A 12465-nucleotide genomic window follows, 5' to 3' on the forward strand; every position below is an offset into this window, starting at 1 on the left:
AACAATCGGTGAATCAAGCAATGCTTGTACTTTACTGCCAGGAACGCTAAAAAAATTATTGCTGATGATGGCTATGGATGAAATCGCGCAGGCGTGGATAGATTTCATTATCCCAGCGGCGGCCATTAAAGACGCCATAATGCCCCACCCCGGTTTGCACGTGGTGCAATTTCATGTACGGCCGGATGCCGCTGCACATGTCCTGCGCCGCCACGGTTTGCCCTACTGCACAAATATCATCCTTCTCTCCTTCGACGGTAAACAAGGCGGTGCGACGGATCGCCGCCGGTTCTATGGTACGCCCTAATGCCTGCATTTCGCCAAGCGGCAGTGCATGATCCTGGAAAACGCTTTGCACGGTTTCCAGGTAAAACTCCGCCGCCAGGTCCGACATGGCGAAGTACTCGGCGTAGAAAGTCTTGATGGCGTCGGCTTTTTCGTCCTCCCCTTCAACCAGGTAGTTATACAGATTCTGGAAGGCTTTCATGTGGCGCTCCAGATTCATGTTCATGAACGCCGTGAGCTGCAGGAAGCCAGGATAAACCTGGCGCTGGCTGCCGATGTAGCGGCCGGGAACGGTGCTCACCAGGTTTTTTTCGAACCAGGCGATAGGCTTGCTTTTCGCCAACTGATTGACTGTGGTCGGATTGATGCGGGTATCGATCGGCCCCGCCATCAGGGTCATGCTGGCAGGTTGCGCAGGATGCTTTTCTGCCGCCATCAGCGAGACCGCCACCAGCGCCGCCACGGTCGGCTGACAGACCGCCACCAGATGGGTGCCAGGGCCGATTTTCTCGATAAAACGGATCAGGTGGGCGACATATTCATCGAAGCCGAAACGGCCATCGTCCAGGGAAACATCGCGCGCATTGTGCCAGTCGGTGATATAGACATCGTGATCGCGCAATAAAGTGTTGACAGTGCCGCGCAGCAAAGTGGCAAAGTGGCCCGACATCGGCGCCACCAGCAATATGCGCGGTTGCGGGGTCTTGGTTTCCTTGCGGAAATGCAATAAAGTGCAGAATGGCGTCTGGTCGGCCACCTCTTCATGCACCGAAACTGTGCAACCGCCATCTTCCACGCTGCTTATCCCGAATGCGGGGCGTTTATGCGTCAACCGAGTGCATGAAAACACTTCACAGGCTGCCGCCAGCCTGCGCAGCGCCAGACTATCCGGCCAACCCGGCCATTTGCCGCCGAATAGCGGTGCGGTAGCGCCAGCCAACATGCGCATGGGATCGCTGAGGTCCGCATAGCCCTGATATGCCTGGTAAATTTTCGTCATGGGACTACCCTATTATTGGAATGCCGGCTTTGCCACAAGCTGCAATATCCATGCCCAAGATCTGGCACGGCCTTTGCTCAGAGTTTATGAAACGGTTTGCCAATCAAGTCCCTTTCGAACCAACACGGAAGATATTGCCATGCCTAAGACTACCTTGAGCATCACCAGCAAGAACTATTCGTCATGGTCTCTGCGCGGCTGGCTGCTGACTCGCTTTTCCGGCCTGGAATTCCAGGAAAACATTATCTCGCCTGATGATCCTGACGCCCGCGCCGAAATCCTTCTACTGTCGTCATCGATTCTTGTGCCCTGCCTGTACCACGGCAATATCGTGGTCTGGGACACCCTGGCGATCGGTGAATACCTGCACGAGATCCGGCCCAAGGCAAGCCTGTTGCCAACCGACCGCGCGGCACGCGCCCATTGCCGTTCAATCTGCGGTGAGATGCATTCGGGCTTCAGCGCCCTGCGCTCCGCCCTGCCGATGAACATCAAGGCGCGCTTCCCCGACTTCAAGGTGTGGTCGCGCGCCGAGGCCGACATCAAACGCATCACCACCATCTGGAAACAGTGCCTGGCGACCTACGGCGGGCCGTTCCTGTTCGGCGAACGCTCGATGGCCGACGCCATGTACGCGCCGGTGGCGACCCGCTTCCTGACCTATGACGTGAAACTGGATTCGGTTTGCAGCGCATACTGCAAGCGCATCATTGCGCTGCCCGAGATGCAGGAATGGATCAAGGCGGCCAAGCTGGAGCCGGAAGATATCAATGAACTGGATGTGGAATTCTGACCTGGTCTTGACGAAGGGAGCGCTGCCATGGATGCAAGTAAGGAAACAAGTTCAACCAATCTGTTTTCGCACGTCTGTGCAGGCGATACCGAATTCGAATCCGGCGGCCTGCGCGATTTTTTCCAGTATCGCGATCTCGGCATCGCCGCCGCCACCGGCGGCAAGGTCGTGGCGCATCTGGTAAAGGCCAACATGGCGCCCGAAGTCGGCACCGGCTGGCACCGCCATGAAGCGGATTTCCACATCGTCTACATGCTCAAGGGCTGGGCCCGCTTCATGTACGAGGACCAGGAAACCCTGGTCAAGGCCGGCGACTGCGTGCACCAGCGCCCCGGCATCGTGCATTTTTTATTCGACTACTCGGAAGACATGGAGTATCTTGAAATCGTTGGCCCCGCTGCGTTCACCTCCATCGACATGCCGGCGCCCTGCGCCGTTCCGGCGCCGAAGCCGTGGGCATGAGACGAGTCTGAACCGAGTCTGAACCGAGTCTGAACCGATTTTGGGCCGATTCCGAGCTGCCCTGCAACTGGAAAAAATTCTCACACGTACCGAGACGGAGGCCGCCACCAGAAATATGCAAAATTTGCTAAGAGTTGACGCCACATTGTTGCAAATAAAGCCTGTTCAAAATGCGAGGCCGCATGTTAATCTTTGAATAAGCAAATGCCTAATCGTCAACATAAAGCGTGCTACAGGCACGCTTCTTGATAGCTACTTGATAGTTCCCGATCAAACCACAGCAAAGCAAGATCATGGCAAATTTTTTCGATGAAATGTACTCCGATGGCAAGTCGTCGGTGCGTCCGCACTATGACGAATTTTCCAATTGGCTCCAGGCCCAGACCGCTGAAACCATCTCGCGCAAGCGTGCCGAAGCCGATCTGATATTCCGCCGGGTCGGCATCACCTTCGCCGTCTACGGCAATGATGCAGGCACCGAACGCCTGATCCCCTTCGACATCATTCCGCGCATCATCCATGCGCAAGAATGGGCGACCCTGGAAGCCGGCCTGATCCAGCGCGTCAAGGCGCTCAACATGTTCATCCACGACATCTACCACGACCAGAACATCGTCAAGGCAGGCGTGATCCCGGCTGAACAGATTTTCCGCAATGCCCAGTACCGCCCCGAAATGCAAGGCATCTCGGTGGCGTCTGACATTTACGCGCACATCGCCGGGGTCGATATCGTCCGCGCCGGTGAGGGCGAGTTCTATGTGCTGGAAGATAACCTGCGGGTGCCGTCGGGCGTCTCCTACATGCTGGAAAACCGCAAGATGATGATGCGGCTGTTCCCCGAACTTTTCCTGCGCCACAAAATTGCGCCGGTCGACCATTATCCCGACATGCTGCTGGATAACCTGCGATCCGTGGCGCCAGTCGGGGTCACCGATCCGACCGTGGTGGTGATGACGCCCGGGATGTACAACTCGGCCTATTTCGAGCACGCTTTCCTGGCCCAGCAGATGGGGGTGGAACTGGTTGAAGGACAGGATCTGTTCGTCAACGACAACGCCGTCTACATGCGCACCACGCGCGGGCCGAAACGGGTCGACGTCATCTATCGCCGCATCGATGACGATTATCTCGATCCGCTCGCCTTCCGTCCCGATTCCTCGCTCGGCGTACCGGGCCTGCTGTCGGTCTACCGTGCCGGCAACGTCACTCTGGCGAACGCCATCGGCACCGGCGTCGCCGACGATAAATCGGTGTATCCGTTCGTGCCGGACATGGTGAAATTCTACTTATCCGAGAAGCCTATCCTGAACAACGTGCCGACTTTCCAGTGCCGCAAGAAAGAGGATCTGCAATACACGCTGGATAATCTCAAGGACCTGGTGGTCAAGGAAGTGCATGGCGCCGGCGGCTACGGCATGCTGGTCGGCCCTGCTTCGACCAAGCAGGAAATCGAGGATTTCCGCCAGCGCGTGATCGCCAAGCCGGATGGTTATATCTCCCAGCCGACGCTGGCCTTGTCGGCCTGTCCGACCTATGTCGAATCCGGCATCGCGCCGCGCCATCTCGATCTGCGGCCGTTTGTCCTGTCCGGCAAGAATGTCTCGCTGGTGCGCGGCGGCCTGACCCGCGTCGCCCTCAAGGAAGGCTCGCTGGTGGTCAATTCGTCCCAAGGCGGCGGCACCAAAGACACCTGGATTCTGGAGAAATAACATGCTAAGCCGTACCGCCGATCATTTGTTCTGGATGTCCCGCTATACCGAGCGGGCAGAAAACACCGCACGCATGCTGGACGTGCACGTGCAAACCGGGCTGCTGCCGCAGTCGGTCGAAGATGTCGAAAAGGGCTGGCGCGCCGTGCTCGGCATTTCCGAGCTGACCCATGCCTACGACAAGAAATACAGCGTGGTCACACAGAAAGACGTGATCGATTTCATGGTGCGCGATCCCAGCAATTCATCGTCGATTGCATCTTGCCTGAAGCAGGCGCGCGAGAATGCCCGCGCGGTGCGCGGCGCGTTGACCACGGAAGCCTGGGAAATCCAGAACGCGACCTGGATCAAGATGCAGGGCTACCTGCAAACCAATGCGCTGGAACAGAATCCCGCGGAATTTTTCGAGTGGGTCAAACACCGTTCGCATTTGTCGCGCGGGGTCACCATCGGTACCATGCTGAAGGATGAAGCATTCCACTTCATCCGCCTCGGCACCTTCCTCGAACGCGCCGACAATACCGCCCGTATTATCGACGTCAAGTTCCACGGCGCCAAGGAAGGCTCTTACAAGAAGGGCCAGAACGGCCAGCAGCAAAGCCAGACCATCGGTCAGCAACAGAGCCAGGCGCAGGAAGCCATCGCCGCCGATCCGCAAATCGATTTCTACTATTGGGCGGCGATTCTGCGTTCGGTGTCGGGCTTCGAGATCTATCGCAAGGTATATCGCGACGTCATTACGCCGGCGCGCGTGGCTGACTTGCTGATCTTGCGGCCGGACATGCCGCGCTCGCTGCTGTCTTGCATGACGCAGGTGGTCGGCAATCTCAAGCATGTGCAAAACGATATGTCGGCCGATACCGAACGCTTCGCCGGCAAGCTGCACGCCGACCTCAAGTTCAGCACGCTCGATGAAATTCTCGACGCCGGCCTGCACGATTACCTGACGCGTTTCTTCGAACGCATCTTCGAGCTTGGCAATCGCATCAGCCGCGATTTCCTGGTGCCGCTCAATACCTGATAGCCCACATGCTTCTGACCATTCGCCATGAAACTGTCTATCACTACACCGCAGCGCTGACCTACACCATCCAGCAACTGCGGCTGTGGCCGCGCGCGGACGCGCAGCAACGCACCCTGGCATGGCATATCAGCAGTTCCGGCAGCCGCCATCCGTTCACCGATGCGTTCGGCAACCTGAGCCACATGCTGACCGTCACCAAGCCGCATCACGAGGTACGCATCGTCGCCGAAGGAACGGTGGCCGTGACGCCGCTGCAACAGGGACGACTGCCGCAGGCGGGGGAATTTTCGCCGCTGGTATTTACCGTGCCGACGCCGCTGACGCAGCCGACGCCGGCGGTCATGGATTTCGCCTATCGCCACCTGCAAGCCGGCGCCGACAGCACGCGGCTGCTGGACCTGGCGCAGGCAATCTGCGGCGCAGTTGCGTACCAGAGCGGCTCCACCGCCGTCACCACCAGCGCCGACGATGCCTTGGCGCTGGGCCAGGGCGTCTGCCAGGATCATGCGCATCTGTTCCTGGCTTGCTGCCACACGCTGGGGATTTCGGCGCGCTATGTTTCCGGCTATATCGATCCCGGCAACACCAGCCATGCCGAAAGCCACGCCTGGGTCGATGTCTGGGTGGAGGAAAACGGTTTTGCCGGCTGGATCAGTATCGATGTGACGCATGCTTGCTTCGCCAGTGACAACTATTGTCGATTGGCAATTGGGCGCGACTATGAATCGGCTGCGCCCGTGCGTGGCGTGCGCCGTGGTGGTGGCGAAGAGACAATGAGTGTGCAGGTCAATGTTTCCGCAATGCCATCAGAACAATGATTAGAACAATAAGGCGGCCTCCATATTCGCCCCGACTTGTCGCATAATCAACAACAGATTCACCGCCGCAGTCAGGAAACGGCTCCTGCTTCCTGTAGAATCTCCACTTTGTATTTTTCTCTCATATCATGACTTACTGCGTCGCTCTGCGCCTGGACTCCGGTCTGGTCTTCCTCTCCGACTCCCGCACCAATGCCGGAGTGGACCATGTCGCTACGGCGCGCAAGATGAGCGTGTTCGAGAACCCGGGCGAGCGCCTGATGGTGTTCATGACCGCCGGCAACCTCTCCATTTCGCAATCGGTCAAGCAAGTCATCGGCGAGTATGTGAATGCCGCCGGCAAGACCATCTGGACCGTCGCCACGATGTATGAAGCGGCGCAGATTGTCGGCGAAGCAGTGCGCATCATCTATGACCGCGAAGCTGCGAAACTGGAAAAATTCGGCATCGATTTCAATGTCGGCATCATTTTCGGCGGCCAGATCAAGGGCGAAGGCTGCCGCTTGTTCCAGGTTTACTCGGCCGGCAATTTCATCGAATCTCTGAATGAAAACACTTACTTCCAGATTGGCGAAGCCAAGTACGGCAAGCCTATCCTCGATCGCGTAGTCAAGCCGTCTTCGACGCTGGACCAGGCGGCAAAATGCGCGCTCATCTCGATGGACTCGACCATGCGCTCCAACATCTCGGTCGGCTTGCCACTCGATCTGTTGCTGTATGGCGAAGACACGCTGGCCGTGACCCGCTTCGTTACCATCGACGAAAAGAACCAGTACTTCCAGATGATCCACGAAAACTGGGGCAAGCAGCTGACCGCCGTGTTTAACGGCCTCGCCGATCCAGTCTGGAACGCCAATCCGGATACGGTCCCTAACGTGGTGCTGGCCAAGGGCTCGCACAACGAACCGCTGGTGCAAGCGCCGCCTGCAGCCAATGCCAATCCCGCCCAGCCGGTACCGCTGCAGACCCTGGCGCAAGGACCGGACAGTAAAGAGCAACACTAAACCTGGACTGCTTGACTCCCACATGGCCTCATACAGCAGCTTGATCCGTCTCGTCACCAGCGCTGATCTCGAGCGCTGCTACGAGATCGAGTCGGTTTCCTACGAAGGCGACGAAGCCGCCACCAAGGAAAAAATCTCCACCCGTATCGCTACCTGGCCGCAGGGCTTTATCGTGCTGGAGACAGATGGCGTGGTGGCCGGATTCATCAACGGCGGTTCGGCTTTTGAGGTCGAGATGTCGAACGAGGAATTCAAGGAGCTGATCGGCCACGATCCGGACGGACCACATGTGGTGATCATGTCGGTGGTGGTACATCCCGCTTTCCAGGGGCGCGGCATTGCCAGGCAATTGATGAACGACTTCATCGCCCGCATGCGCGCCTTGCACAAATCCAGCATCCATCTGATGTGCAAGGAGCGCCACGTCTCCCTCTACGAAAGCCTTGGCTTCAACTACGTCAAGGTTTCAGAGTCGGATCATGGCGGCATGGCCTGGCATGAAATGACGATGCAGCTTCAGTAGAAGCCGCCGTATCAGAAGCAGTGTTCCGGCGCCGGAAACGATTTGTCTTTCACGGCACGGACATACGCCAGCACAGCCGCATCGATGCTGGTCTGGCCTTCCATGAAATCCTTCACGAAGCGCGCTTTGTGTCCCGGGAAAACCCCCATCAGATCGTGCATCACCAAGACCTGGCCTGAGCAGTCCGGTCCGGCGCCGATGCCGATGGTTGGAATCGTCAGCAGTTCGCTGATTTCTTTACCGAGCACTGCCGGGATCGCTTCCAGCACCAGCAAACTTGCGCCCGCTTCCTGCAAGGCCAGGGCGTCGGCTTTCAATTGTTCAGCCGCTGCGCTGGTTTTGCCTTGTACTTTATAGCCGCCCATCTGATGCACCGATTGCGGCGTCAGACCCAGATGGCCGCAGACCGGAACCGCCCGTTCAGTCAGGAAGCGTATGGTCGGCGCCAGCCAGGTGCCGCCTTCTATCTTGACCATCTGCGCGCCCGCCTGGATCACCGGCACAGCGTTGGCAAAAGCGCTTTCCGGCGTGGCGTAGGCGCCGAACGGCAGGTCGGCCAGCACCAGCGCTGTCTTGTTGCCGCGTGCGACGCTGGCAGTGTGGTACGCGATGTCTTGCACCGTCACCGGCAAGGTAGAGCCGTGGCCCTGGCAAACCATGCCAAGCGAGTCGCCGATCAACAGCGTCTCGACGCCGCAGCGGTCCATCAAGGCCGCAAAGCTGGCGTCATAACAGGTCAGCATGGTGATCTTTTCGCCTTTGTCCCGCATCGCCTGCAGCGCCGGAATCGTCACCAGTTTGCTGCGCGCTGCGGCGGGATCGCTACCTTGTAAATAAGCTGCCATTGTCATTCTCCACGATTGAAAAATTCACGCCTGCCGCGCATGCTGTCGATACGCGCCAGGAGTAGGCTGAAATCGGCATCGCTGCCGGCCAGGTCCAGGTGTTCGTTATTGACGATCAACAGCGGCGCATCGTCATAGTGATAAAAGAAGCGGCTGTAGCTTTCGCACAGGCGCGCCAGGTAATCCTGCGAAATGCCGGTTTCCATGTCGATGCCGCGCTTCTTGATGCGCTCCAGCAATGTCTCGGGTTCGGCTTGCAGGTAGATCACCAGATCCGGCGTCGCCGCCTGCGGCCGCAGATGATCATACATCTGCTGGTACAGCTTGAGCTCTTCGTCGGCCAGGGTCAGGTTGGCGAAAATGGCATCCTTGGCCAACAGGAAATCGGCGACCAGATGGCCGGGGCTGTCGAACAGATCGTCCTGGGCGATCTCGCGCAACTGGTTAATCCGCTGGAACAGGAAAAACATCTGCGTCGACAACGCATAGCGCGCGGCGTCGCGGTAAAACTTTTCCAGGAAAGGATTGGCCTGTGGCTGTTCCAGCAAGACCTTGGCGCCCAGATGGGCGGCGATCTTGTTGGCCAGCGTGGTCTTGCCGGCGCCGATCGGACCTTCTACCACGATGTATTTATAACTATCTAGATTCATGTTCAGCCGTGAATGCCGCGTGAGCAAAGATGACAGTGTGCCAGAAGCTGTCGCATCCGGCAGGCTGTCCGGAAAAAGCGGATTTATAGTTTGCGGATCAACTGGTCCGCTACTTGCGGGGCGAACTGGTGCGCCGGGCCGTGATTCGGAATGACGATGAAGGGATCGATCTGCAACAGGGGAATCAGAACGAAAGCGCGTTGCATCATGCGTGGATGCGGCACTGTCAGGACCTCATCCTTGATGTTTTCCTGGCCATACAACAGCAGGTCCAGGTCCAGCGTACGCGGCGCATTCTGGTAAGGACGCTCGCGGCCGAAGTCCTGCTCGATCTGCTGCAAACCTTGCAACAGGTCATGCGCGCTCAAACCAGTCTTGATGCATGCTACAGCGTTGACGTAATCGTCGCCGCCGGCATCCAGCGGCGCGGTACGGAACAGGCTTGACTGACGGGCCAGGCTGGTATGCGGCAGCTTGCCGAGTTGCAGGATGGCGCGTTGCACCTGTGAGGCGGCGTCGCCGAGATTGGCGCCGACGCCGATGTATGCAGTCACCAGAGGACCAGTCGGATTAACGATTGCCGTCGATGTCATAACACCACCTGCCTCAATCGTCGTTGCCGCGGCTGTCCGGGTTCACTGGCTTGGCGCCACTGCGCGAACCGCGCCGCCGCGGGCGCTTCTTGGCAGGTACAGCTTCGGCTGCGACTTTCGGCTTTTGCGCCAGCAGCGCTTCGCGCTCGTCGCCCTCGCCTTCCATGAAGGCAGTCCACCATTCGCCCATTTCGCTATCGATCTCGCCCGAGGCGCAACGCAGCAACAGGAAATCGTAACCGGCACGCAAGCGCAGATGTTCCAGCAGCTTGTACGGCGCCTTGCCGACGCGGCGCTCGAAGCGCGGCTGCATAGCCCATATGTCGCGCATGTCGGAGGCAATCTTGCGTTGCAGGGCCAGCTTGTCGATTTGCGCTTCCAGCACATCGTCGGCGGCCAGATGCAGCGCCGGAATCGGGAATTCGCCGGCGGCCTTGTAGGCACTCCATTTTTCCAGCACCTGATGCCATAGCAGCGAGGCGAACAGGAAGCCCGGCGAAACCGGCTTGCCTTGCTGCACGCGGATGTCGGTGTTGGCCAGCGCCAGCGTAACGAATTTTTCGCCCAACGGCTGTTCCAGCACCACGTCCAGCAAAGGCAGCAAGCCGTGATGCAAGCCTTCCTTACGCAATTGCTGCAGGCAAGCCAGCGCATGGCCGCTCATCAGCAATTTCAGCATTTCATCGAACACGCGCGCCGCCGGCACGTTGTCGATCAGCGCCGCCATCACCGGGATCGGTGCGCGGGTGGCAGGATCGATCGTAAATTTAAGCTTGGCAGCGAAGCGCACGATGCGCAACATGCGTATCGGATCTTCGCGGAAGCGCGCTTCCGGCTCGCCAATGATGCGCAAAGTCTTGGCGCGAATATCGTCGATGCCGCCGTGGTAATCCAGCACGCTTTCGGTGGCTGGATCGTAGTACATCGCATTGATGGTGAAATCGCGCCGCACTGCATCTTCGTGCTGTTCGCCGAAGGTATTGTCGCGCAGCACCCGGCCATGTTCGTCTTTCGGCGAACCGTCGGAGGACGCACCGCGGAAGGTGGTGACTTCGATCAGCTCCTGACCGAACATCACGTGCACAATCTGGAAACGCTTGCCGATGATGAAAGCACGACGGAACAAGCGCTTGACCTGTTCCGGCGTGGCGTTGGTGGCGACGTCGAAATCCTTAGGCTTGACCCCCAGCAGCAAATCGCGCACCGCGCCGCCGACGATGAAGGCCTTGTAGCCGTTGTCCTGCAGCGTCTTGGTGACCCGGACCGCGTTGGGCGAGACCAGTTGCGGATTGATGCCGTGCTGTTTCGGGCCGAGTATCAACGGTTGGGTGGGATCTTTTTTCTTTTTCCCAAGGAGGGAGCGAATCAGCTTCTTGATCATTGCGCGTCGAATAAATTCAGGATGGGCCAGCCGTTGGCAATTGCGTGCTCTTTCAGGCGAGCATTCGGATTGGTGGCGATGGGGTCGGTAACCAGCGCCATCAGCGGCAGGTCGTTGTGCGAATCGCTATAGAAATAACTGCGCGGGAAGCTGGCCAGGTTCATGTCCATGGTCGCCAGCCAGGCATGGGTATGGGTGACTTTGCCAGGGCCGTAGGTTGGCGTATCGAGCAGCTTGCCGGTGATCTCGCCGTCGCCGGTGGTTTCCGGGTCGGAGGCGATCAGGAAATCGACCCCCAGCGCCTTGGCGATCGGCTCGGTGACGAAACTGTTGGTGGCCGTCACGATCGCCACCAGGTCGCCGGCATCCTGGTGCGTTTGCAACAGCGCACGGGCGGCAGGAGTAATCTGCGGCAGGATCACCTGCTGCATGAACTGCTCATGCCAGGCATCCAGCTGCTTGCGCGGGAACTTGGACAAGGTGCCGAAGGCGAATTCCAGATATTTGACCGGGTCCAGCGTGCCGGCCTGGTACTGGGCGAACCACTCGGCGTTGCTCTTTTCGAAAGCGTCAGGGTCGACTGCGCCGATGCGCGCCAGGAACTGCCCCCATTCATAGTCGGAATCGACGGGCAGCAGCGTATGGTCAAGGTCGAATAAAGCCAGGTTCATAGTGGTTTGTTATCTTCGGATTCGAGTTGCAACAAGCTGCGCAGCAAAGGCAGCGTTATAGGACGCTGGGTCTCCAGCGAAAAGCGGTCCAGCTCGTTCAGCATGGAGGTCAGGGACCGCATATCGCGCCGGAAATGCGTAATGAGATAGGGTAACACGCCGCTCGACAGGTGCAGGCCGCGCACTTGCGCCGCGTGCGTCAATGCAGCGATTTTTTCTTCGTCGCTGAGGCCGTGCAGCTGGTAAATCAGCCCCCAGCCGAGACGGGTGCGGAAATCTTCGCGCACGCTCAGCTCGGACGGCGGCAGCTGGCCGCTGGTGACCAGCCAGCCGCCATGTTCGCGGATCTGATTGAACAGGTTGAAGGCTTCGATCTGGTCGCCGGCCGACAGCTTGTCGCAATCGTCGATCAGGTAGCCCGGTACTTCCGGCGCAAAATTGAAGACGTCGCCGTTGTACTGGCTGCCGCGGATCAGGCGCGCGCCGGTGCTGCTGGCCAAAGCGTTCAGCACATGGCTTTTGCCGGCGCCGGCGCCGCCCCACAGATAGACGAAACGATCGCCGGGCGCGGTGAGGGTTGTCGCGGTAGGCGCGACCAAACGCTGCAAGAACTGTAAGGCTTCTTGATTTTGCCCGACCACGAAAGTGGCCAGGGTCTGCGGTTCTTCCGCAGTTATGTCCAGCGTTAACTGCCTCATGCTCGTTTC

General features: G+C 58.7%; 14 protein-coding genes. 7 read left to right on the forward strand and 7 right to left on the reverse strand.

Translation table 11 applies throughout. The features are described 5' to 3' along the window. Positions 1-55: 55 nt before the first annotated feature. A complete protein-coding gene (phaZ, locus tag ABI171_RS14560; RefSeq protein WP_348093263.1) occupies positions 56-1285 on the reverse strand; it encodes a polyhydroxyalkanoate depolymerase in 1230 nt (409 codons plus the stop codon). Between the two features lie 139 nt (positions 1286-1424). On the opposite strand from phaZ, the gene ABI171_RS14565 reads away from it, so the two are divergent. From ABI171_RS14565 to ABI171_RS14595, 7 genes are all read left to right on the forward strand, one after another. Further along, positions 1425-2078, forward strand: coding sequence for a glutathione S-transferase family protein (locus ABI171_RS14565; protein ID WP_348093264.1), 654 nt, complete (start codon positions 1425-1427; stop codon positions 2076-2078). Positions 2079-2105: 27 nt separating this feature from the next. Continuing rightward, positions 2106-2540 carry a cupin domain-containing protein gene (locus ABI171_RS14570; RefSeq protein ID WP_348093265.1) on the forward strand — a complete coding sequence of 145 codons (435 nt, stop codon included), beginning with the start codon at positions 2106-2108 and terminating at the stop codon, positions 2538-2540. 293 nt (positions 2541-2833) lie between these two features. Then, positions 2834-4249, forward strand: coding sequence for a circularly permuted type 2 ATP-grasp protein (locus ABI171_RS14575; protein ID WP_348093266.1), 1416 nt, complete (start codon positions 2834-2836; stop codon positions 4247-4249). Between the two features lies 1 nt (position 4250). After that, the gene (locus ABI171_RS14580) at positions 4251-5270 is read left to right on the forward strand and encodes an alpha-E domain-containing protein (protein ID WP_348093267.1); all 1020 of its coding nucleotides are present in this window, start codon (positions 4251-4253) and stop codon (positions 5268-5270) included. Between the two features lie 8 nt (positions 5271-5278). After that, entirely contained in the window at positions 5279-6091 is an 813-nt protein-coding gene (locus ABI171_RS14585; protein ID WP_348093268.1) for a transglutaminase family protein, read from the forward strand. Between the two features lie 128 nt (positions 6092-6219). After that, complete coding sequence (locus tag ABI171_RS14590) at positions 6220-7095, forward strand: peptidase (RefSeq protein WP_348093269.1); 876 nt, start codon at positions 6220-6222, stop codon at positions 7093-7095. A 22-nt stretch (positions 7096-7117) separates the two neighbouring features. Next, a complete protein-coding gene (locus tag ABI171_RS14595; RefSeq protein ID WP_348093270.1) occupies positions 7118-7618 on the forward strand; it encodes a GNAT family N-acetyltransferase in 501 nt (166 codons plus the stop codon). An 11-nt stretch (positions 7619-7629) separates the two neighbouring features. Here ABI171_RS14595 and panB read toward each other — a convergent pair whose 3' ends face one another. The 6 genes from panB to hda all read right to left on the reverse strand — a co-directional run bounded on the left by panB (position 7630) and on the right by hda (position 12456). Then, positions 7630-8463, reverse strand: a complete 834-nt coding sequence (gene panB / locus ABI171_RS14600; RefSeq protein ID WP_348093271.1) for a 3-methyl-2-oxobutanoate hydroxymethyltransferase — start codon at positions 8461-8463, stop codon at positions 7630-7632. A 2-nt stretch (positions 8464-8465) separates the two neighbouring features. Beyond that, entirely contained in the window at positions 8466-9113 is a 648-nt protein-coding gene (locus tag ABI171_RS14605; RefSeq protein WP_348093272.1) for a deoxynucleoside kinase, read from the reverse strand. An 83-nt stretch (positions 9114-9196) separates the two neighbouring features. Further along, positions 9197-9706, reverse strand: coding sequence for a 2-amino-4-hydroxy-6-hydroxymethyldihydropteridine diphosphokinase (folK, locus tag ABI171_RS14610; protein WP_348093273.1), 510 nt, complete (start codon positions 9704-9706; stop codon positions 9197-9199). 13 nt (positions 9707-9719) lie between these two features. Next, positions 9720-11087, reverse strand: coding sequence for a polynucleotide adenylyltransferase PcnB (gene pcnB, locus ABI171_RS14615; RefSeq protein ID WP_348093274.1), 1368 nt, complete (start codon positions 11085-11087; stop codon positions 9720-9722). Next, complete coding sequence (locus ABI171_RS14620; protein WP_348093275.1) at positions 11084-11758, reverse strand: HAD family hydrolase; 675 nt, start codon at positions 11756-11758, stop codon at positions 11084-11086. Before ABI171_RS14620 ends, pcnB begins: the two co-directional genes overlap by 4 nt. Beyond that, the gene (gene hda, locus ABI171_RS14625) at positions 11755-12456 is read right to left on the reverse strand and encodes a DnaA regulatory inactivator Hda (RefSeq protein ID WP_348093276.1); all 702 of its coding nucleotides are present in this window, start codon (positions 12454-12456) and stop codon (positions 11755-11757) included. The genes ABI171_RS14620 and hda overlap by 4 nt, the downstream gene beginning before the upstream one ends. Between the last annotated feature and the right edge of the window lie 9 nt (positions 12457-12465).

It is taken from the genome of Collimonas sp. (assembly GCF_039923675.1).
Lineage (GTDB): Bacteria > Pseudomonadota > Gammaproteobacteria > Burkholderiales > Burkholderiaceae_D > Collimonas.

Coding starts and splice junctions, on each gene's coding strand:
- phaZ (WP_348093263.1), bottom strand. CDS start 1,285: ATGACGAAAATTTACCAGGCATATCAGGGCTATGCGGACCTCAGCGAT.
- ABI171_RS14565 (WP_348093264.1), top strand. CDS start 1,425: ATGCCTAAGACTACCTTGAGCATCACCAGCAAGAACTATTCGTCATGG.
- ABI171_RS14570 (WP_348093265.1), top strand. CDS start 2,106: ATGGATGCAAGTAAGGAAACAAGTTCAACCAATCTGTTTTCGCACGTC.
- ABI171_RS14575 (WP_348093266.1), top strand. CDS start 2,834: ATGGCAAATTTTTTCGATGAAATGTACTCCGATGGCAAGTCGTCGGTG.
- ABI171_RS14580 (WP_348093267.1), top strand. CDS start 4,251: ATGCTAAGCCGTACCGCCGATCATTTGTTCTGGATGTCCCGCTATACC.
- ABI171_RS14585 (WP_348093268.1), top strand. CDS start 5,279: ATGCTTCTGACCATTCGCCATGAAACTGTCTATCACTACACCGCAGCG.
- ABI171_RS14590 (WP_348093269.1), top strand. CDS start 6,220: ATGACTTACTGCGTCGCTCTGCGCCTGGACTCCGGTCTGGTCTTCCTC.
- ABI171_RS14595 (WP_348093270.1), top strand. CDS start 7,118: ATGGCCTCATACAGCAGCTTGATCCGTCTCGTCACCAGCGCTGATCTC.
- panB (WP_348093271.1), bottom strand. CDS start 8,463: ATGGCAGCTTATTTACAAGGTAGCGATCCCGCCGCAGCGCGCAGCAAA.
- ABI171_RS14605 (WP_348093272.1), bottom strand. CDS start 9,113: ATGAATCTAGATAGTTATAAATACATCGTGGTAGAAGGTCCGATCGGC.
- folK (WP_348093273.1), bottom strand. CDS start 9,706: ATGACATCGACGGCAATCGTTAATCCGACTGGTCCTCTGGTGACTGCA.
- pcnB (WP_348093274.1), bottom strand. CDS start 11,087: ATGATCAAGAAGCTGATTCGCTCCCTCCTTGGGAAAAAGAAAAAAGAT.
- ABI171_RS14620 (WP_348093275.1), bottom strand. CDS start 11,758: ATGAACCTGGCTTTATTCGACCTTGACCATACGCTGCTGCCCGTCGAT.
- hda (WP_348093276.1), bottom strand. CDS start 12,456: ATGAGGCAGTTAACGCTGGACATAACTGCGGAAGAACCGCAGACCCTG.